The organism is uncultured Bifidobacterium sp. (assembly GCF_949292005.1).
Taxonomy (GTDB): domain Bacteria; phylum Actinomycetota; class Actinomycetes; order Actinomycetales; family Bifidobacteriaceae; genus Bifidobacterium.
Window position 1 is genome coordinate 36,102 of the sequence record NZ_CASEXV010000073.1, and the last position, 21,166, is coordinate 57,267.

Below are 21,166 nucleotides of genomic sequence, written 5' to 3' on the forward strand. Positions count from 1 at the left end.
CGCCAGACTGTTCTGGCGCTGTCCGTCGCCCGCGTTCGCGAGTACCATGGTCTGACCAGAGGATAATCAGCGATGATCAGCGTCGTCAGTGAGGAATGATTGCGAATGGCTGCCGAAGTCGAATCTCCAACGGACACCGAAGCGTCACGGGGACTTCCGGACCGCGTCGACATTCCCGACATCAAAGGGGAGATGCTTCGATTGAGGCCAGCGGCCGTGGACGATCTGCGGACGCTGGATGACCTGGACGCCTTTTTCGATGCGTCGGGAATCACAGGCAAAGGGCCTGTCGCGGAGCGGGCCATCGTCCATGAATGGGTGCGTCGGTCCGTCGAGTGGTCCAAGGGCGCCGCGGCGGCACCCTCGCGGTTCGGGGATGCCGAGGCGCGCCGCACGATCGCATGGTCGATTCTGGCTCCACGCGATGGAACCTTCTCCGAGGGCCCCGACGCCGTGGATGATCTAACGGTCATCGGCATGATCTTCCTTATCGACATTGATGGATGGTCGCGATCGGCAAGGATTCAGGTGGTTCTTGGAAGGGATTTCCGAGGTCGCGGGTACTCGCGCGACGCCATGCCGCGGGTGATGACATACGCCTTCGCCGTTCAGCCCACCGGACTGGAGCTCCACCGCATCTGGGTGGGGGTGCCCGAGAAGAACTCGCGCTCCCTGTCGGTGTATCAATCCCTGGGGTTCGTGCCGTCGGGAACCTCGCGCGACGCTTTATGGGATGCGGAGACCGAGAAATACCAGGATCTCGTCGTCATGGACACGCTTGTGGACGAATATGACCCCATCCAGTCATTGGACGCCTTCGGCATGCATGTGATCGAGGACAATCCAGGTGTTCGAGAGGCGATGTGCGCGCATGAGCATTCGATGTCGATAAGTCGTGAGGAGGCCAGAGAGGCGTCCCGGGAACCGACATCCGAGGCATCCGCCACAGGGCAGCGGGAAGATGGCGGTCCGCAGGAAGGTGATGCCGCGGGCGGACGTGGTGATTCTCCACGAAGCCACGGCCGTCGTGGCGGTCGAAAGACGGGCCACGACGGGAAGCTCCACGTGGCGGATCCCTCGATGAAAGATGCGTCTGATGGTCGGAAAACCTCCGGGGGAGTGGATTCGCAGACTTCCGCGGAGCCGCAGCGTGCCGCGTCGTCGTGGCCGTACAGGGAATCGACGGGACGACGGTCGGAGGGCGCGTGGTGGCGTAATCTCGGTCGCGGACGTAAACGGGAATCGGGAGGTCATGATGAGCGCTGAGGATCTGGACAACTACGAGACGGGCGCGGAGCTGGCTCTTTACAAGGAGTATCGTGACGTCATCAAGTTGTTCACCTACGTCGTCGAGACCGAGAGGCGTTTCTATCTGGCCAACAAGGTCGATTTCAACGTTCGCTCGGCTGGACAGGACGTGTACTTCGACGTTCAACTCACCGACGCTTGGGTGTGGGATGTCTATCGGTCGTCGCGTTTCGTGAAGAACGTGAGGATCGTCACTTTCAAGGATGTCAACGTCGAAGAGGTCCAGAAAACCGACATCGACATTCCGGAGACGATAGCCTAGCGTCGTGTTCCGCGGGGCGGATTCCTTCCCCCGGTGGATTTGGGTATTGGCCGTGGTGTCGTTAATCGTGGAAGTTTGGGACAAGTCGCGCCTTTTGATGCGACTTGTGGCATCGACCCGGTAAGGTGGCCGATTATCTGTGCAATGGGAGGTCAGCGTGGGAAAGAAACAGTCGGTCGTGGTCATCGGGGGCGGACCCGCGGGGCTGACAGCGGCCTGGGAGCTCGCGCGTGACGGCGGCCTCCAGCGGTATGACGTCACCGTCCTCGAAGAGACTCGGGAATTTGGTGGAATCTCAAGGACCGTGCGTCATAACGGCAATCGGATGGACATCGGCGGACATCGTTTCTTCTCCAAAGACGACCGGATCATGGATTGGTGGAAGGAGGTCCTGCCATTGCAGGGCGCTCCATCATATGACGACAAGAAGCTCGGCCGCCATCATGACCTTGAGCCAGGTGGTCCGGATCCAGAGAAGACCGACAAGGTCATGCTCAAACGCCATCGTGTGTCGAGGATCTTCTGGAACCACCACATGTTCGACTACCCCATATCGTTGTCGATGAACACGCTGCGCGCGCTGGGATTCCGGCTGACCATGGTCGCAGGCTTCAGCTATCTGAAATCCGTGGTGCACAAGCTTCCCGAGGACAACCTGGAGAATTTCTACATCAATCGATTCGGCCGGAAGCTCTATTCGATGTTCTTCGAGGGCTACACGGAGAAGCTGTGGGGACGTCATCCGCGTGAGATCTCGGCGGACTGGGGAGCGCAGCGGGTGAAGGGTCTGAGCATCATCGCCGTTCTGAAGAACGCCTTCGCCAAGCTCATGCCCAAGAAGCGCGACTCGCACGAGGTCGAGACGTCCCTAATCGAGGAGTTCTGGTATCCGAAGCTTGGACCGGGGCAGTTGTGGGAAACCGTGGAGTCCAATTGCGTCGAAGCGGGGGTCACCGTCCTCACGGATGCCCGTGTCGTCGCGCTCGATCAGAAGGATGGGCGCATCTCTTCGGTTGTGTACCGCAACTCCCAGGGCGAGGAGGCCCGCATCGAGGCCGATCAGGTCATCTCGAGCATGCCTCTTAAGGATCTCGTGAACGCCATCGACGCGTCGGACACTCCGGCGCCCAAGGACATGACGATGGTGGCCAATGGCCTGCCCTATAGGGATTTCGTCACGATCGGTCTTCTGGTCAAGCATCTTCGTCTGAAGAACACAACCGACATCCCCACCCTTGGCGAGCCGCCGATCGTTCCCGACTGCTGGATATACGTGCAGGACCCCGGATATAAGGTCGGGCGCATTCAGGTGTTCAACAACTGGAGCCCCTATCTGGTCAAAGACGTCGACGACACCGTGTGGATCGGATTGGAGTACTTCTGCGACGAAGGTGACGACTTCTGGTCCATGAGCGATGAGGAGGCCACGGCCTTCGCCATTCGCGAGCTCACATCCATGAGGATCATCAACGGCCCGCAGGACGTTCTTGACTCTCATCGTGAGAGGGTGAAGAAGGCCTATCCCGCCTACTTTGACACGTATGCCCGCATGCCTGAGCTGGTGGATTATCTGGATTCCTTCGGCAACCTCTATTGCGTCGGACGCAATGGGCAGCATCATTACAACAATCAGGACCATTCCATGGCAACTGCGATGGAGGCCGTGAAGAACATCGCCACCGGGAAGCGGTCCAAGGACAACGTGTGGTCCGTCAATACGGAGAAGTCCTATCACGAGGAGAAAACGGCCGACTAGTAGCGGTTTGCGGCCGTTTTAGGGGGTCGGGATGCGATTGCCGCCGGGCGCGCGTCCCGGCCTCATCGTTTTCCGAGATCGGTTATGTCATGTCGATGCGTGATGTTGGCGTGTTGCGATGGTCCCCCACGCGGTGTAATGTGTCTTCAGTTCGGCATGGTGTGATTCCGCGCGCCGGGCATTCACAAGCGGCATAGTCCGCATCTTCGTCATAGGGCCTAACGGTGGCGTTCGCCGGAGCATGGCCAAGGAGAGGCATAACCAGTGGCAATAAGCCAGAATCTTGAAGATATGAAGCTTCCTGAGCTCAGGGATCTCGCCCGGCAAATGGGACTTCGTGGTACATCGACCATGCGCAAGCCCGCTCTTGTGCAAACGCTGAAGGCCGCACGCAGCGGAGGCCAGGCGCCGGAGGGAGTCACTGTCGCCTCCCGCGGGCAGCAGGACGCTTCCGTCAACACCAAAACCGTGGTGGGCTCGGAGAAGTCGCCGGCGGCTGGCGAGAAGAAGAGTGTCTCTGATGACGAGACTCCTCGCACGCAGGTCTCCGCCAAGGCGAGTCCCTTCGACTCGGTTCAGGTCCGAACCCCCGTCCCCGATGCGTCCACGCTGGATCATGGGGATCATGGGGATCATGGGGCGTCGGCCGGCGCGGACTCCTCGTCATCGGACAATCAGCAGGACGATTCCACGGCGGCTGCCCCGATGCGTTTGCGTCGGCGAGAGCCCAGAGCATCGAATGGTGGAGAGACGCGCCGCCGTCGGCGCCGCGAATCGGAGGAGGCCCAGCCGGAGGTTCGCGATCTGAGCGATATCCTTGCTGCTCTTCCGGAGGACGGCGATGATTCGTCGGCGCAGAAGAGTGAGCGCGATGAGTCCCGTCGTGGACGTGGCAGAGCGGAGCGTGATCGTGATCGTGAGCGCGGCGCGGGCCGTGAGCGTTCGACGTCAGACCGTCATCCGCGTCGCCGGGGACGCGACAGGTCTCGTGAGGATTCCGAGGAGACGGACGCGAGGTCTGATCGCCGTGACGATTGGCGGGAGTCGCGCCGGGATGACCGTCGCGACGATCACCGCGAGGACCGGCGGGATGACCGACGTGACCAGCCGCGCGAGGAGTCCTCGGACTCTCGTGTTCCCGTGGCCGGCATCGTCGACGTACTGGACTCCTACGCCTTCGTGCGTACATCCGGCTATCTTCCCGGTCCCAACGATGTGTATGTGTCGATGGGGCAGGTCCGCAAGTATGGCCTGCGCAAGGGTGACGCCGTTCAGGGGTCAATCCGGACTCCGCGCGAGGGCGACCGCCGCAACCAGCGGCAGAAGTTCGTTCCGCTGCAATCCATCGACACCATCAACGGAATGAGCGTGGAGGAGGCTTCGCACAGGCCGCAGTTCTCCAAACTGATCCCGCTGTATCCGCAGGAGCGTCTCAAGCAGGAGACGACGCCCAACCGGATCACCGGACGTCTCATCGACATCGTCTCGCCCATCGGCAAGGGCCAGCGAGGCCTTATCGTGTCGCCTCCGAAGGCCGGGAAGACCATCACGTTGCAGAACATCGCGAACTCGATCGCCGTCAATAATCCCGAGGTCCACCTCATGGTGGTTCTTGTGGACGAGCGGCCCGAAGAGGTCACCGATATGGAGCGCACCGTTCAGGGTGAGGTCATCTCATCGACCTTCGACCGGCCAGCGTCCGATCACACCATGGTCGCCGAGCTTGCCATCGAGCGTGCCAAGAGACTTGTGGAGCTCGGCCAGGATGTGGTGGTGCTTCTGGATTCGATGACGCGTTTGGCGCGCGCCTACAACATCGCGGCCCCGGCCTCCGGACGCATCCTTTCCGGCGGTGTGGACGCCCAGGCGTTGTATCCGCCCAAGAAGTTCTTCGGAGCGGCCCGCAACATCGAGAACGGCGGTTCGTTGACGATTATCTCCTCCGCTTTGGTCGAAACGGGATCGAAGATGGACGAGGTCATCTTCGAGGAGTTCAAGGGCACCGGCAATATGGAGCTGCGGCTGAGCCGCGACCTCGCCGACAGGCGTCTGTTCCCGGCCATCGACGTCAACGCGTCGGGAACGCGCCGCGAGGAGCTGATCACACCGAAGGCCGAGCTTCCCATCATCTATCGCCTCCGCCGGCTTATGGGAGGCATGGAACCCGAACAGGCCTATCAGGTGCTGGTTCCCCGTCTTAAGAAGACGGCCTCGAACCATGATTTCCTTGCGGCAATCGTCCAGCAGAGCAATCTGGTGAACAGCAACTGATCTGTCGCCGGGCTCTCGGTTATGAGCCCATAGGACCCCTGTCGAACCATGGATGGTTTCGACAGGGGTCCTTGTCGTCGTTTGTCTGACGCGTGTTCTCCGGTTCAGGGCTCAGTCACGGCCTAGGCCGTGACGCCCAATGTGGATCCATCGATGCCGTGGACATCGGAGGCGCAGGAGGTGGAGAATCGTGCCAGTCGGCGCATCGCCTCCTCGAGCGACCGCTCGTCTCCCGCGTACGACAACCGGATGAATCCGGCCCCCTCCGGGCCGAAGGCCGTCCCCGGCACAACGGCCACGGCGTGCTCATGAAGGAGCCTGCGACAGAACGTCTCGCAGTCCAGTCCGGTGCCCCGCACGTCGATGAACGCGTAGAAGGCGCCCTCGGCCGGAATGAGCTTCAGTGAAGGGGTGTGGCTGATGGCCTCCTCGATGATGGCGCGTTTCCTCAGGTATTCCGCCCTCATGTCGTCGATGGCCTCATCCGTGCCGTTCAAGGCCGCGGTTCCCGCGTATTGCGCCATGGAATTAACCGAGGAATGCATGAGCTCGGCGATTTTCCCGGTCTGGTCAATCACGTCCTTCGGCGCGAGAACGTAGCCGATGCGCCAGCCGGTCATGGCATAGGTCTTCGACAGGCTGTCGACGATGATTGTGCGGTTCCTCATTCCTGGGACGGCGGCGATCGAAGGTGCCGTGGGGACGCCCGGGATGAAGCTGAAGCGGTGGTACACCTCGTCGCTTATGGCCCAGAGCCCGTGGCGCTCGCAGACGTCAGCGATCCGTGCGAGCTCCTCGGCGCTGGTAACCGCACCGGTGGGGTTTCCCGGAGAGTTGATGATGATGGCGCGCGTGTGGTCGGTGACGGCATCCTCGATGTCGTCGGCGTTGAGGTGCATGGCATGGCGGGGGTCAAGCGCCACCATGCGTGGGATTCCGCCGCACATCAGCACCTCGGCCTCGTAGGACGAGAAGAACGGGGAGGGGATGATGACCTCGTCGCCGGGATCTATAAGAGCCTTCAGTGCCAGAAACAGCCCGACGGTGGCGCCTTCCACGGCCTGGACCTCGGTGTCGGGGTCATAGACGAGACCTTTGATTCTGCGGGTGTACACCGCTGCGGCGTCGCGGAACTCCTTTATCCCCAGGATGTTGGTGTAGGTGGTGTGTCCGGCGATGATGGACCGGCACGCCGCGGCGACCACATGATCGGGTGCGGTGTGGCTGGGTTCCCCCACGCATAGGGAGATGGCGTTGGGCATACGGTCCACTTGATCGAAGACGTCCCGGATTCCGGACCGTGGGATGGTTTGGGCATGCTTGGCGATTGCGCGTTGAGACATAGACACCTCGGAAAGATAATGTTGATTAGCGTAGATGACAATAATAATTATTGTAAACGACATTGTGAACAATAGTATTAACAATTCCCTGTGATGCGCTGATCAAAGGACGAACGGTGGGGAGGACATCGTGGCGTCAAGAGGATCAAAGGCGTTTTGGTGGACGGCTATTGTGGGAGCATGGCAGAAAAGCAGTCACGCAGGGCGGGACGGCGTGGGTCGGCGACGGCCCCGGCTCTTGACGACACCGATGTGGCGATCGTGGACACTCTGGAGGCGGATGGAAGGGCCACACTGTCTCAGCTGGCCGAGCTTACGGGCATGTCCGTGTCCGCGGTACAGTCGCGCGTTCGACGGTTGGAGGAGCGCGGAGTCATCACCGGATATAGGGCCGTGGTGGACGGAGAGCTTAGGGGGCTGCCTCTGGGGGCCTTCGTCTCCGTCACCCCTCTGGATTATTCATGCGAGGAGCAGATTCCGGAGATTCTCGGACGTATCGAGGGAGTCACCGCGTGCTATTCGGTAGCGGGTTCCGAAAGTTTTGTCCTCCGCGTGCGGGTCGCATCGCCCAGTAAGCTGGAGGAGCTGCTTAATCGGATCCATCGGGATGTGCCCGTGTCGACCGAAAGCCTGGTGATACTGCAGACCTACTTTGAAAGGTGAGGATAACCGGCATGAATGATTCGGAGGATGGCTGGCGCGACACGACGGTCGACGCCACCGCGGTCGATGGCGATCCCGAGCGGGAGGCCGCGGTTCGGGGCATTGAACGCATTCGGCAGTCCATCGACAACATCGACTCGGCGGTCATCTCGCTATTGGCCGAACGCTTCAAATGCACGTCACAGGTGGGCGTGCTCAAGGCCCGAGCAGGTTTCGCGCCGGAGGACCATCGCCGTGAGGATTATCAGATGGAGCGTCTGACCCGCATTGCGGTCGACGCCGGCCTTGACCCCCAGATCGCGCAGATGTATCGCGAATTTGTGGTCACCGAGGCCAAGAAGCGTCATGAGCGCATAGCGCGGGCCGGAGGGGACCCTGGAGTTCTTGACGTGTGGGCCTAGATTCCGCATGTTAGATGCCTGAATGCTTGATGCCCGGATGCGGAAGTCGCGGGTGAGAAGACTGACGCGCCCGCGGTGACGGTCAAAGGTGCGGTCACCGCGGGCGCGTTGTGTGTGCCGGCCTTTACTTGCGTTTCGCGGGGGGTTCGCCGAGTTCGAACCGAGAGACAGTCACGTCAATGTCCGTTTCGGCGGAGGCTGATTCAGTCGAGTTGGCATGGTCGGCTTCATCCATGGATTCAACCACAGTGACCGTCCCTGTCGCACGGCCAGCCTCGCTGATGTCGCCCAAAGTCTCGCGGATCGCCGTTGCGGCCTGAGGGGACGCGCACAGCGTGGCGCTGAGAATCGGTGTTTTCATCGACACCTTGGCTTCGGATTTCAGCCTGCGTAGAGCTGCCAGGGCCTCGCCGGCGTAGTGGAGCACATCGGGATCCGCGTTTTTTGAGGCCTTCTCGTAGGCCTCCGCCGATGGCCATGCCGCGCGGTGGACGGATCCCTCTCCCGCATGCATCCAGGACCAGACCTCCTCCGTCGCATAGGGGAGGAACGGCGCGAACAGTCTGGCGAAGACATCCAGCACCAGACCAAGAGTGGTGCGCGCGGAAAGAACCGCCTGATCGCTGGGGATGGACCCCGTGGAATCGGCGGTGCCGTAGGCCCTGTTCTTCGCCAGTTCTATATAGTCGTCGCAGAACTCCCAGAAGAAGGTCTCGATCGCCTCCAGCGCCTTGGAATGCTCATAGGATTCGAGGCCATCGGTCGCATCCCTGATGACCTGAGCAAGACGTGCGAGAACAGCGCGGTCGAGAGCCTCGGTGACGTCGGTGACGTTCCACGACACATCCGCCGCCTGGCTCACATGATGGTTCTCGTCCTCGCGTCCAATCGCCAGCGCGAATTTGGTCGCGTTGAGGAGCTTGATCGCCAGCCGCCGACCGATCTTCATCTGACCCTCATCGTAGGTCGCGTCAAGTCCCAGACGGGCCGAAGCCGCCCAGTACCGCACCGCATCGGCGCCGAACTGGCGGATGGGTTTGTCGGGAACGACCACATTGCCCTTCGACTTCGACATCTTCTTATGATCGGGGTCGAGAATCCATCCCGACAGCGTGGCGTGCGCCCAGGGAAGACTACGGTTCTCCAGATGCGCACGGTCGACCGAGCTGAACAGCCAGGTGCGGATGATGTCCTGTCCCTGTGGACGCAGGTCCATGGGGAAGGTCGCGGAGAAAAGCGCCTTGCTGTCCTCATCGGGCTCGGCCCAATGGGTCACGATCTGCGGCGTCAGCGACGACGTCGCCCAGGTGTCCATGATGTCGCTTTCGGCGGTGAATCCGCCAGGCTGATCCCGCTGCGTCTCGTCATAGCCCGCGGGCACGTCGGTGGAGGGATCTATCGGGAGGATCGACTCATCCGGTGTGATGGGATGCGCGTAATCCGGCTCACCGTTGGCGTCCACCGGATACCACAGAGGGAAGGGAACCCCGAAGAAACGCTGGCGTGAAATCAGCCAGTCGCCGTTGAGCCCATGCACCCAGTTCTCATAGCGCACGCGCATGAAGTCCGGGTGGAACTCGAGTTCCTTGCCCCTCGCTATGAGCTCGGCGTTGAGTCGTTCGTCGGTTCCGCCATTGCGCAGGTACCACTGGCGTGAGGTGACGATCTCCAAGGGCTTGTCACCCTTCTCATAGAAGTTCGTCATACGCTTCGTGGGCTTGGGCTCACCGTCGAGGTCTCCGGACTCGCGCAGATGATCGACGACGATTTTGCGGGCCGAGAAGGTCGTCTTGCCTTCGATCTCCTCGAAGACCGAGCGGCCGGAGGCGTCCGTGATCCAATCCGGCACGGACATGATGATGCGGCCGTTGCGCTGGATGATGGGACGGGTGGGAAGTTTGAGGTCTCGCCACCACTCGACGTCGGTGACATCGCCGAACGTGCAGCACATGGCGATTCCGGCGCCTTTGTCCATCTCCGCCGCCGGGTGGGCGAGGATCGGAACGCGCACGTTGAACAGAGGGGATGTGACCTCCTTGCCGAACAACTCCTTATACCGGTCGTCCTCGGGGTTCGCGATCACTGAGGTGCAGGCGGCGAGGAGCTCCGGGCGTGTCGTCTCGATGTACAGCGGAGTGCCGTCGTCGAAACGGAAGGCGATTCTATGGTAGAAGCCCGGATATTCCCGGCTCTCCAGCTCGGCCTGGGCTACCGCGGTCTGGAAGGTCACGTCCCATAGACCCGGCGCGTCTTTCTGATACGCCTCGCCGCGGGCGAGGTTGCGCAGAAAGGCCTTCTGGGCGACCCGCTGCGGATGCTCTCCGATGGTGTGGTATGTCTGGGACCAGTCGATGGAAAGTCCCAGGGACTTCCACAGTGCTTCGAACTGCTTCTCGTCCTGGGCCGTCAGGCGCTCGCAAAGCTCAATGAAATTCCGTCGGCTGATGGGAACCTGATCGCGCGCCTCGATTTTCTTTCCCTCGGTCCCCTCGAAGGGCGGCTTGAAGTCGGGATCGTACCGCAGGGAGGTGTCCACCCGCACCCCGTAGTAGTTCTGAACGCGGCGCTCGGTGGGCAGCCCGTTGTCATCCCATCCCATCGGATAGAAGACGTCGTATCCCCTCATACGCTTGTACCGTGCTATCACATCGGTGTGCGTGTAGGAGAAGACATGTCCCACATGAAGATGCCCGGACACCGTCGGTGGCGGAGTGTCGATCGAGTAGACGGCCTTGCGGTCACGTGTGTTGCGGAAGCGGTAGACGCCGGATTCCTCCCAATCGTCACGCCATTTGTCCTCGAGTCCGTCTACTCCGACCTTGTCGGGAAGCGGTGTCAGATGAGCGGATATGGAGGTGTCCTTGCCCTGTTCAGTCATATCGGCAAGTCTAGAAACCCGCGGTGACAACGGGCGTTCTAGGATTTGCTCAGGTCGGCGAGGTCGATACGCTCGTTGGTCATATTCGTCGGATAGCCGGTTACCCCGTCTCGTGCGACCACGAGTCTTTTCTGGGCGTACAGCCACGCGGCCGCGGCGTCCTTGCTAACGGTCGAGGCGAGGGCTCCCATGTCCTTCTCGTAGGCGGCGGCACTTGTCGCGGTGTTCGCCTGCGCGTAGAGCTTCTGCGCGTCGGAGTTCTGATATTGGAATACGGGATCCTTGGATCCGTAGCGGCCCATGTCGGTGGTGCCGTTCTCAATCACGAGGGCCATCGCGAAGCCGCCCGAGGCAAGCGCCTGCGACATACGTGAGTCGGCGACGACCTTCGTGGTGATTCCATATCGTCCGTTCGCGGACAGCTGCCCCACAATAGTCTTGGCCAGAGAGGAATACGACTTGGGGACAAGGAACACGGCGTTCGAGAGGTATGACGTTCCGTAATAGGTCAGCATCGACTGCGCCTTGGCCGTGTTATGGGGGAAGAGGCCGGTCAAATCTCTATACCCCGGTTCCAGAGGGCTGAGCGGTCCCCCCAACGCGCTGTCGGCATCGTCGCGTGATTTGACGATGGCCGAGGTGTCGATGAGATACCGTGTGGCCTGACGGACCAGAAGGTCGGAGAACATGGATTCGGTATCGAAGTTGAAGGCGAGAAGAACCTTGGATGTCGTCGCTCCACTGACCACATGAACGTCGGCAAGGGATCCGATCCTTGTCGACGATACGGTCGCCGAAGGGAAGGCGGCTTGGATGTCGTTGTCCTCCAATGCGTCGAGAAGGGCGTCGTCGTCGGAAAAGTAGTCCACGGTGATCTGTGACGTCTTGGCGGCGGAGCCCCAGTAGTCGCGGTTGGTCCGGAGCACGATCCGCGATCCGCTTTCGAAGTCGGTGACGGTGTATGGGCCGGATCCCACCGCCGTGGAGGAGTGGTTATACGACGCGTCCTGGTCGTAGACGATTCCGGCCTGTCCGGACAACGATCTGAGCAGCGTGGGGTCGGGGGAGGACAACCTGATGGTCACGGTGGTGTCGTTCACCGCGGTGACCGACGACAGCGACGATAACGATGAGGATCCCGCATAGCCTTTGGAGATGATGGAGCGCAGCGACCACACCACATCCTCGGCATCCAGCACGTGTCCGTTGGAGAAGCGCAGATTGGAGCGAAGCGTGAGAGTGTATGTCAAAGCGTCGGAGGACACCTTCCAGGATTTCACAAGACCGGGTCTGACGGCGTTCGACTCGTTTCTGGTCGTCAGCGTCTCATAGACGTTGCCGATGAGGATGCGGGACGCCTGCTCGTTGTCCTTACGGATGTCTAGGGACGTCGGCGCGTCGAGGAGGCCCACCGACATCGTCGAATAATCGTTCAGCGGGGATGTGATCGACGTGACAAACCGTCCGGAAAGCGCGCTCCAGCCCACCCAGACCAGAATGAAAAGGGCGGTCGCGACGCCGATGAAAACGGCCCATCGACGAGTTCCGTCATGTGTTGTGTGTCGAGCTCCCATACCCATGAGTCTAGAGCCGAGGCGCGCCCATCGTCGCTTCCGGAGGAGCGGAGGGGCAGGTGCGCGCCAGCGGGCAGTCGCCGCACAACGGCTTGCGCGCGTGGCAGACTTGCCGGCCGAGAATGATCAGCCGGTGTGAGAGGTTCGTCCACTCCTCGGGTGGGAAGTTCCTTGTGATCTCCCTTTCAATGGCCACCGGATCGGGTGACGGTTTTCTCCAATCCGACCGCCAGCGTAGACGCCCAGTCACTCTGGTCACATGCGTGTCCACTGGGAATCCGGGAATGCCGAAGGCGTTGCCAAGGACGACGTTCGCGGTTTTGCGCCCCACGCCCGGCAGTGCCGTCAGCTCATCCATGGAGTGCGGCACAACGCCGTCGAAGCGTTCGACGAGCATCGTGGACATCGCCAGAAGATTCCGCGCTTTGGCATGGTAGAAGCCCAGAGGATGGATGATGTCCTCGACGTCCTCGGGGTCGGCCTGGGCGAGGTCGGCGGGCGTGGGAAAGCGTGAGAACAGAGTGGGGGTGACGGTGTTGACCCTTTTGTCCGTTGTCTGCGCGCTGAGGATCGTGGCCACCAGAAGCTCGAACGGCGTTCTGAAATCCAGTGCGCAACGTGGAGAGGGAATCATTTCCCGCAGGATGTCATATTCGGAATGCATGCGGTCGAGCCGTGCCCCACGTGTCTCGCGTGGCATTCGCGCGCGGCTCACTCGTCCGATGCCGACTTGTTTGGGGACGCCGTCTGGTCGGCACGTCCGAGCGCGTCGGAATGATCGTCGTTTGGTGGATCGAAGCGGTATCCCACATTGCGCACGGTTCCTATGAGATGCTCGTATTCGCTGCCCAGCTTGGCGCGCAGACGACGAACGTGGACGTCGACCGTCCGGGTGCCGCCGTAGTAGTCGTAACCCCATACCTCCTGCAGAAGCTGGGCGCGTGTGAACACCCGACCAGGATGTTGCACGAGGTATTTCAGAAGTTCGAACTCCTTGAAGGCGAGATCGATGGGCTGGCCGTGGAGGCTCGCCGTATATCCCTTGGTGTCCACGACAAGATCGCCGGATCGGATCTGGCCATCCTCCACCTCGACGCCATCCTCGCTCGACGGCCGGTTTTCCATGGACGGCGAGTTTCCTCGTTCCGACACCAGTCGGAGACGACCCTCCACCTCGGCCGGGGATGCGCTCGCCACCACAACGTCGGCGATCCCCCACTGGGAGTTGACTACGGTGAACCCTCCTTCGGTGAGGATGAGGACGATGGGCGTGGACAGTCCCGTGGCGTGAATCAGGCGGCATAGGGTTTTCGCCGTAGCCAGATCGTCTCGCGCGTCGAGGAAAAGAATCGTGTTCTCCGGCATCTTCACCAAGCTCGCCGCGTCCATCGGCAGGACGCGCACCCTGTGCGACAGGAGCGCGAGGGAGGGAAGCACTGACGCGGGATCCCCCGCGAACGTCATCAACGTCAGATCGGTCACGTCGGCTGCCTCCGTCACGGAATGGTTAATTGTGAGCACAAACTATATGACATCTCGGTTGCCAACAGATGTCGTGGTTCGGGTTTCGACGGTCCCGACAATTGTATCCGCGGGGAGGGGACACCCTGATGGTTTCGTTCGACGACCGTATGTGAGGGCCGGAGCGTATTGTGGCGAATGTGTGAATATGTGGTGCGCGTATGTCGCGGATCGCCTGCGGGAAGGTGTGGTTTATGGAATCCAAAGCCGTGGATGCACGGCATTCCGCATTGAGGGTCGGATTGCCGGTTGTGGCCTTTCAGTGTCTTGCCATGGCGTTGTTGGTCGTGGCGGCGCTTCTGGGTTCGCGTCCCTATGGCGCGTTGGTTGCCCAGACGGTTGTTGTTGTTCTGCTGCAGGGAGTTTTCCTCGTTTTTTGGCCACTCCGCGCGACGGCAGTGGATCGTGTGCTTGGGGCGTTCGCTGGAGTCGCGTCGACCGTGGTGGCATGGCTGTGTGTGCTTTCCGATGCGGGGGATCGACCGTTAAGATATCCGGCCGTCACCACTTATGGTGGCGGATTGACCAGATACGGGTCATGGGCGATGGCCGTGGTGGTTCTGATGGTCGCCGCGGTTGTGGTGGCCTTCGCGCGTCAGATGCTTCGTGAGGAGAGGGCGCACCTAGTAAGGTCCCTGTCGCACGCGATTCTCAGCGCGGTGATTTGCGTGGGAGCGGCCGGATGGCTGTTTCTTCCCGCGCTGGTCGATCTGGCCAAGCGGTCGGGATATGGGGCATGGCTGATTCCTGTTGCCGTGGTCGTCGTGCTTGTCGTTCAGGTCGTGCTGGCGATGGCGTGGTGGGCGGATGCCGATCCCGATCCATCTGCGCGGAAGCCGTGGATGGGAACGGCCGCGATGCCGGTTGCCATAATGGGGTATCTAATCTTTGCCGCGGCGTTTCTCATCCCACTTCTGTGATTGCCTGACGCAAGGAACACGCCATTCCCGTCCAAGTCTGATCCGAGCGTTTGCCGAGTCCGTCCGCGGAGGTCCGTCCGTCCCGTTTGGTCGGTTGTTCGGTTACATGGCAAAAACGTGACGGCCATCTCGTACATATGCCGAGACGGCCGTCACGTTTTTGCTGGGGGATGTCAGTCCCGGTGCCGGTGGGTCACTTCGATTCCGCCAGCCGTGCACGCGAGGCCACGATCTGCTTCTCGGCCTCGTCGACTCCCGCCCAATAATCCCCGGGCTGGACCTCCTTGCCGGGCTCCAAGGCCTTGTACTGCTCAAAGAAGTGCTTGATCTCGGCCTTGTGGAACGAGTTCACGTCGTCGATATCCTTGATGTCGTCGAAACGAACGTCAGCCGGAACGCACAGCACCTTGTCGTCGCCGCCTGCCTCATCGACCATGTGGTACAGGCCGACCGCGCGGCACTTGACCACACAGCCGGGGAACACCGAGTTCGGGATCATCACGAGGGCGTCGAGCGGGTCTCCGTCCTCGCCCAGCGTGCCATCGATGTAGCCGTAGTCGTCCGGATATCCCATGGATGTGAACAGGGTGCGGTCCAGAAAGACGCGCCCGGTCTCATGGTCCACCTCGTATTTGTTCTTGGAGCCGCGGGGAATCTCCACAACGACGTTGAAAGTCTCAGCCATGCCACTCTCCTTTTGGTGTGATTGACGATAATCCGTTCACACCTTACCTCCGACCCCGGTCGTGTCTCACGCGTCGGAGCATCCGCGCGTACCCGGGCTTTCGACCACATGATCCCATGGTCGCGTCCACGTCATGCCACGCGTGGAACCCTCGTCGATGGGCCTTCGATCCCTGCGAAGGACATCGACGAAAGGATGGAGATATGAATGCGCGCATGAAACGCGGCGCCGCCATGTTCGCGGCCATTGTTCTTGCGATGGCGCTCGCTGTGGTGGCAGTGCTGACGGCGGGTGCCGCAACTGAATCGGAGACACTGACCTCGACTGTGTTCAACGGGGATTATTCCCTGCGACACGTGTCCAACGGCCGCAACCTGTTTCTGGGAGCGATAGGGGTGGATTCCCGCGGTCGGAAATATTATTGTGTCGAGACCTCCCAGATCACGGACTTCCGCATAACCGGGTCCACTCGTATGACGGGGGATGATGCCGCGCGACTCGCTTGGCTGCTCGACGCGTATTCCGACACGAAGGATGCCGCAACGCATGCGGCATTGGCTCTTCTTGCCCATGATCACCATGATGTGGACGTCGCACAGTGGAAGGTTGACCGCGCGGCTTTGGTGGAAAGATATCCGGACGTTCCCGCAAAGGCCGCGAGTCTGTGGGATGAATCGCGTCTGAGGGCTCCCGTGTCCGTCAGAGTCTCCAACGAATACGCGGATTCACTGAGGTCCGGGGCGGTGTCGGTGTCCGTGCACAATGTCGAGGGAGGGTATGTGGAGGGAGTTCCCTATCGATTGGTCCTCAAGGGTGGTGCCACATTTGAGGACGGGGAGTCCGCCTTGTCCGGCGTCAGCGGCACGGCGGCGAAGTCGCATGCATGGACCGCCTTGACGCGGGGAACCGCGTCCGTCACAGCCGCCATCGACGTGGCTCGTCTCGATTGGGTCGACGGTACGCAGGACCTCGTCAGATTCGGGGGGAACCATGAGGCCTCCGCCGTGGTCGATTTCGACGTTCGCAAGGATTTCGTGCCCACGATTCGCACAACGGTTTCCGACAAGGTCGTCGATGCTGGTGATGTCGTCGATGATGTCGTCACGTCAGGTATGGCCGAGGATGGCGGGTCATGGAAGACGGAAATGCGATTGGATGCCCAGGGATGGTATTTCGAAGGAATCGCGGTTGAGGACCGCGGAAAGCCGATCCATTCGACCGAGGGCGAGAGCGCCAAGGACTTCCTTGACCGTCTCGCGGAGGAGGGATATGAGCCATCGGGGTATTCCACGGCCTCTTTCACGGCACCCGGCCAGATCGTCACGGCGCGCGCCATGACCACTCCCGGCGGCTCCGTGCCGTATACGGCGAAGGCAGCGGGCATCGGCACGTGGGTGTGGGCGTTCAGCAGGGAGTCTCTCAGCGCGCAGGCGGCCGAATATGTGACCGATGATGTCGTGTCTTCTTTCCTTGACGTCTCGGAGACGCTGTCGGTCCGCTCCACGGTGGATGTCCGATCGGTGGTGACTGAGCATACGACCGTGGAGGGCTCGGAGATCAGCGACACCATCACCGTCTCCGGTTTCCCCGATGATCATGGGGATTTTGCCGGTGACTCAGCGATCGGCTTGGATGCTGATAATCCTGATGCCACAGTCAGCGTGTGGTGGGCGGGGGATGTGGATGACCCCGACAACAACGAGGACTATCGACCACAAGGCGATGAGGTTCCGCAGGAGGATGACCACCATCGTCTGATCGGAACGTGGATGTATTCGGCGCGCAACGGTGTGATCCGTGTTGGCGGCGGAGCCCCCGACGCCAGTGGGGAGGCTGTCACGATCACTGCGGAGAACAGCGGGTGGTACGTCTTTGTGTGGTCCTTTGCGGGTGACGACCGTGTCGCGCCGACGTCAAGCTCCTACGGGGACGCCTGGGAGAGGGTGCGGGTGTGGCCTGTTCCGGAATCCCCCTCATCCCCTGAGGATGAGACGGCGAAACGGGTGGAGATCGTGACGTCGGTGGATCCGGACTCGGTTGATATCGGGGAGGGTTTTCTCGACCGCGCGACCGTCACTGGGGATGTTCCTGATGGTGCGGTGGTCCGGTTCACCGCATATGAGGCGGTCGATGAGGGGGTGGATCCGGGCCTCAATGGAAAGCTTCTGGATGGGGTGGAGGTTCCTCTCGACTGCGCGCAGGGGGCTGAGGGTTGCCTGGCGGTCAGTCCCCAGACGCGCTCATCCCGCGCCGGATTGGTCTACTGGAGCGCCGTTGTGCTGTCCTCGGAGGGTGACGTCCTGGCGTCGCACGAGTTGGGGGTGCCCGGTGAGGTGGTCACGGTTCGTGAAAAGTATGATGCCCCGACGTTGGCTGCGGCCGGTTCCTCCAGTGGAGCGCCTGTCGTGGTGGCGGTTGCTTCCGGCGTCGGCGGTGTGCTCATTCTTCTGGCCGTGTTCCGCGCTCGTCGCCGCCGCCGCTGATTTCGGGTGGGTCGGTGATGTCGGATGGGCTGACGGTGTTCGTGTGACGCCGTCAGCCCATTGCGTCAGCCCATTGGATATGCGGGTGTTGTGGCGCTGCTCCGCTGCTGCGCTGCCCGCAGGTGGACTCGAGGGCGTCTCCGGGATCTCGCCGGGTCGTGGAGACGCCTTCGGTCAAGGCTGCGGATGGAAGGTCCTGGATGCCGGGGCCGGGGGACGAGGATTGAGGGCCGGGGGTCGAGTTGCGATCCTCGATTATGGTGATATGGTTAGTTACATGACCAACTAAGTAATGAGCATGTCCATTAATGACGTTGGCCGTGCCGAGAAGGAGATCGCGATGGATTTTGCCGAACAGAGCGGAGTCGCGCTCTATCTGCAGGTCGCCGACCAGCTTGAGGAGCTCATCATCAGTGGCTCGGTGTCTGAAGGCGAACGCGTTCCTTCGACCACGGAGATATCCACCACCTACCGCATCAACCCGGCGACCGTGCTCAAGGGCATGGGCCTTCTGGTGTCGCGAGGATATCTCGAGAAGCGCCGGGGCATGGGCATGTTCGTCACCCCCGGAGCACGCGGGCGGCTCGTCGAATCCCGGCGGCGGGAATTCCTTGACAAGGCCGTCCCCGACCTTGTGGCCCAGGCGCACGATCTGGGCATCACCACGGATGGCCTGATCCAGGCAATCAAAGGAGCATCATCATGACCACACTCAGTGTCGAGCATCTGCGAAAGCGCTATGGCGGCACGACCTGTCTGGACGATGTCAGCATGACGTTCGAGGGGCCGGGGATCCATGCCTTGCTGGGACGCAACGGCGCGGGGAAGTCGACGCTGCTTAACATCGCCGCGAACAGGGTTTTCCCCGACTCGGGGGCGATCCTCCTTGACGGCGAGAGAGTGACGGAGAACGAGGCCGTCCAGGACAGGATCACGCTGATGAGCGAGGACAATCTGTTCCCCTCGTCCATGAGGATGCGTGACATCGAGACGAACGTCCGACGCTTCGCGGGCTCGTTCGATGCCAAGCTGGCGAACAGGATGTCGGAAGTCTTCGACATGGACCGCTCCATGAGGTTCTCCTCGATGTCGACCGGTCAGCGAAGCGTCGCCAAGCTCATCATCGCGCTGTCGTCGCCGGCCGACGTGGTTCTTCTGGACGAGCCCGTTCTGGGTCTGGACGCCACGAATCGCGATGAGTTCTCGCGGGTGCTGATGGAGACCTATGCTCATCGTCCGAGGCTGATCATCGTGTCCACCCATCTCATTGAGGAGATCTCCACTCTTGTGGAGAGCGCGGCGATCATCGACCGTGGGCGTGTTGTCGCGTCCGGAAGCGTCGAAGATCTCGAGACGATGGTCTGGAAGGTCTCCGGCCCCCGCCGGGCGGTCGACGCGGCCATAGGGCATCGGCGCGTGCTGCGGGTGGAACGGCTGGCGGCGTCGGCGAACGCCTACGTCATGGGACGGCCGCGGACGGATGTGCCCGATGCCCGTGTGTCACCGCTGGGACTGCAGGAGGCGTTCGTCGAACTGACCCGCCGTTCCGCCGACCTTTCCGACGGTCGTGCGTCGGTGAGGCCCGATGCGGGGATGGATGCCACAGTGAAGGATTCGCCACGAGCGGAGGAGTCATGATGACGGGAGAAGCTGCAATGATCGGAGAAACTGCAATGGCCGGGGGAGTTGCGGTGGCGAGCGTTCGGGCACGACATCTGTCGGCAGGGATACGGTACCAGATGTCATGGCGCATGCGGTCCGTGGGGATCTATCTTGTCTTCTTTCTCCTCTTCGCCGTCGCCATTCCGGTGATGGTGTCCGTATTCGCGTCCGCCGTGAGCGGCGATGGATACGTCGACGCGATGACCCCGGCGGTCATCTTCAGTCTGATAACGGGCATGATCGGGGCGCGGTCGGACTTCCGCTTCCTCCTGTTCAACGGTCTCACGCGGACCGGGGTCTTCGTCTGCACCGTCATCTCCACGGTGCTGGCGTCCGCAGTGACCGCCGTGGCGGCCGTGGCATCCCGGCTCCTTCTCTCGATTGGAGGGCTGCCGGTACGCGTCGGACTGCTGGGCGCCGATCAATATGCGGCCGGAACGGGCGGGGCGGGCGACGCCGACATCACTTTTTTCTCCTTCACCTTTTCCGGAGGGACGTCGGATGATGCCGCTTCGGTGGATTCGGTGCCCATAGTCATCCACGGACCCGGTGTCGCCGTCATGGTGCTGGTGACGTTTCTGATCATCCTGGCCATGTCCTCGTTGGGGGTGCTTATCGGCGTGGTGATGTCGCGGCTGGGCAGGCGCGGCCGTCTGATAGCCGCCGTGGCGGTGGTCTTGGCCCCCGCGCTGGTCGGCTTCCTCCTCAGCCGCATGGATGCTATGGTGCTGGCCCGGAGGCTTGAGGGTTTTGGATCGTTCTTCCTGGGCATCGGCGCTGATGGCACGCTGGACGCCGGGCCGTTGTCCGTGACGCTGCTTGTCCTGATCGCCGTCTTCTCAGCGCTGGCGTGGCTTGTGGGCCGGCGGCGCGGGGTGGATCGCGTCGTGCGGGAATAGAGCGATGGGGGTGGTCGCGGTGTCCGATCCGATGGGTGTATGACCGGGCGGGAAGAGGCCAATGCGCCTGGCTGATGATTCGGACGTGCCGCGAGAATCCAGGGAACGTTTCCGCGACTGTGCGTACTTTTGTGCGTACCCAAGGGCCCGCGGGGAAAAACAATGGCGCGACATCGTTGATATCGCGCCATTCTGGTAGCGGGGTCAGGATGTGAACCTGAGACCTCTGGGTTCGAACTCCTGCAGAAGGTACGGCCAGCATTCAAGGAAGGCGCAATCAGCGTGAAGACGCTATGGTCTTTTATCACCCGATTCCCCTACATGCCACGGCTACTCGATCGCTCTGTGCTCAACGCAGCCATCGAAGGCGTGCCAGAGTTGAACGGGCTTGATGGGGAACGATTCGCCGTTGCCGACAGGAGAGACCCTGACACAGGTCGATTCCTTGGTTTGGTTGTCCCCGGGCGCAGTGAAATGGGAGATGGCGCGCAGGTGAGTAGCGCGCATATTCATGTTACCGATGCCACACTCATAGTGGAC

General features: G+C 61.5%; 18 protein-coding genes. 11 read left to right on the forward strand and 7 right to left on the reverse strand.

Annotated features, from left to right (window positions below; genetic code table 11):
* Nucleotides 1-105 precede the first annotated feature (105 nt).
* The 4 genes from Q1X90_RS05290 to rho all read left to right on the forward strand — a co-directional run bounded on the left by Q1X90_RS05290 (nt 106) and on the right by rho (nt 5,597).
* Nucleotides 106-1,266, forward strand: coding sequence for a GNAT family protein (locus tag Q1X90_RS05290; RefSeq protein ID WP_300767280.1), 1,161 nt, complete (start codon nt 106-108; stop codon nt 1,264-1,266).
* Entirely contained in the window at nt 1,256-1,570 is a 315-nt protein-coding gene (locus Q1X90_RS05295) for a DUF2469 domain-containing protein (RefSeq protein WP_300767282.1), read from the forward strand. The genes Q1X90_RS05290 and Q1X90_RS05295 overlap by 11 nt, the downstream gene beginning before the upstream one ends.
* 157 nt (nt 1,571-1,727) lie before the next feature.
* On the forward strand, nt 1,728-3,326 hold the full coding sequence (locus Q1X90_RS05300) for an NAD(P)/FAD-dependent oxidoreductase (RefSeq protein ID WP_300767284.1): 1,599 nt from the start codon (nt 1,728-1,730) through the stop codon (nt 3,324-3,326).
* Nucleotides 3,327-3,590: 264 nt separating this feature from the next.
* Nucleotides 3,591-5,597 (forward strand): transcription termination factor Rho, encoded by a 2,007-nt coding sequence (rho, locus tag Q1X90_RS05305; protein WP_300767286.1) that lies wholly within the window; start codon nt 3,591-3,593, stop codon nt 5,595-5,597.
* Between the two features lie 122 nt (nt 5,598-5,719).
* Here rho and Q1X90_RS05310 read toward each other — a convergent pair whose 3' ends face one another.
* On the reverse strand, nt 5,720-6,940 hold the full coding sequence (locus tag Q1X90_RS05310; RefSeq protein ID WP_300767288.1) for a pyridoxal phosphate-dependent aminotransferase: 1,221 nt from the start codon (nt 6,938-6,940) through the stop codon (nt 5,720-5,722).
* A gap of 180 nt (nt 6,941-7,120) precedes the next feature.
* Here Q1X90_RS05310 and Q1X90_RS05315 point away from each other — a divergent pair, with 180 nt between their 5' ends.
* Both Q1X90_RS05315 and Q1X90_RS05320 read left to right on the forward strand, forming a co-directional pair.
* Nucleotides 7,121-7,603 carry an Lrp/AsnC family transcriptional regulator gene (locus tag Q1X90_RS05315; RefSeq protein ID WP_300767290.1) on the forward strand — a complete coding sequence of 161 codons (483 nt, stop codon included), beginning with the start codon at nt 7,121-7,123 and terminating at the stop codon, nt 7,601-7,603.
* An 11-nt stretch (nt 7,604-7,614) separates the two neighbouring features.
* Entirely contained in the window at nt 7,615-8,004 is a 390-nt protein-coding gene (locus tag Q1X90_RS05320) for a chorismate mutase (protein WP_300767292.1), read from the forward strand.
* Between the two features lie 124 nt (nt 8,005-8,128).
* Here Q1X90_RS05320 and valS read toward each other — a convergent pair whose 3' ends face one another.
* The 4 genes from valS to Q1X90_RS05340 are packed head-to-tail and all read right to left on the reverse strand — an operon-like array spanning nt 8,129 to nt 13,938.
* A complete protein-coding gene (valS, locus tag Q1X90_RS05325) occupies nt 8,129-10,882 on the reverse strand; it encodes a valine--tRNA ligase (protein WP_300767294.1) in 2,754 nt (917 codons plus the stop codon).
* Nucleotides 10,883-10,920: 38 nt separating this feature from the next.
* A complete protein-coding gene (locus Q1X90_RS05330) occupies nt 10,921-12,456 on the reverse strand; it encodes an ABC transporter substrate-binding protein (RefSeq protein WP_300767296.1) in 1,536 nt (511 codons plus the stop codon).
* 10 nt (nt 12,457-12,466) lie between these two features.
* Entirely contained in the window at nt 12,467-13,156 is a 690-nt protein-coding gene (gene nth / locus Q1X90_RS05335; protein WP_300767298.1) for an endonuclease III, read from the reverse strand.
* A gap of 11 nt (nt 13,157-13,167) precedes the next feature.
* On the reverse strand, nt 13,168-13,938 hold the full coding sequence (locus Q1X90_RS05340; protein WP_300767318.1) for a response regulator transcription factor: 771 nt from the start codon (nt 13,936-13,938) through the stop codon (nt 13,168-13,170).
* A 233-nt stretch (nt 13,939-14,171) separates the two neighbouring features.
* Here Q1X90_RS05340 and Q1X90_RS05345 point away from each other — a divergent pair, with 233 nt between their 5' ends.
* Nucleotides 14,172-14,897 (forward strand): hypothetical protein, encoded by a 726-nt coding sequence (locus Q1X90_RS05345; RefSeq protein ID WP_300767300.1) that lies wholly within the window; start codon nt 14,172-14,174, stop codon nt 14,895-14,897.
* Nucleotides 14,898-15,090: 193 nt separating this feature from the next.
* On the opposite strand, the gene Q1X90_RS05350 is transcribed toward Q1X90_RS05345, so the two are convergent.
* The gene (locus Q1X90_RS05350) at nt 15,091-15,582 is read right to left on the reverse strand and encodes an inorganic diphosphatase (protein WP_300767302.1); all 492 of its coding nucleotides are present in this window, start codon (nt 15,580-15,582) and stop codon (nt 15,091-15,093) included.
* A 203-nt stretch (nt 15,583-15,785) separates the two neighbouring features.
* Between Q1X90_RS05350 and Q1X90_RS05355 the strand changes: the two genes are divergently transcribed.
* From Q1X90_RS05355 to Q1X90_RS05370, 4 genes are all read left to right on the forward strand, one after another.
* A complete protein-coding gene (locus tag Q1X90_RS05355) occupies nt 15,786-18,065 on the forward strand; it encodes a peptidase (RefSeq protein ID WP_300767304.1) in 2,280 nt (759 codons plus the stop codon).
* A 298-nt stretch (nt 18,066-18,363) separates the two neighbouring features.
* Nucleotides 18,364-18,771 (forward strand): GntR family transcriptional regulator, encoded by a 408-nt coding sequence (locus Q1X90_RS05360; protein WP_300767306.1) that lies wholly within the window; start codon nt 18,364-18,366, stop codon nt 18,769-18,771.
* The gene (locus Q1X90_RS05365; protein ID WP_300767308.1) at nt 18,768-19,703 is read left to right on the forward strand and encodes an ABC transporter ATP-binding protein; all 936 of its coding nucleotides are present in this window, start codon (nt 18,768-18,770) and stop codon (nt 19,701-19,703) included. Before Q1X90_RS05360 ends, Q1X90_RS05365 begins: the two co-directional genes overlap by 4 nt.
* A gap of 17 nt (nt 19,704-19,720) precedes the next feature.
* A complete protein-coding gene (locus Q1X90_RS05370; RefSeq protein ID WP_300767310.1) occupies nt 19,721-20,626 on the forward strand; it encodes a hypothetical protein in 906 nt (301 codons plus the stop codon).
* A gap of 330 nt (nt 20,627-20,956) precedes the next feature.
* On the opposite strand, the gene Q1X90_RS05375 is transcribed toward Q1X90_RS05370, so the two are convergent.
* Nucleotides 20,957-21,166 (reverse strand): hypothetical protein (locus tag Q1X90_RS05375; RefSeq protein ID WP_300767312.1); only part of this gene is annotated, 210 nt, incomplete at its 5' end.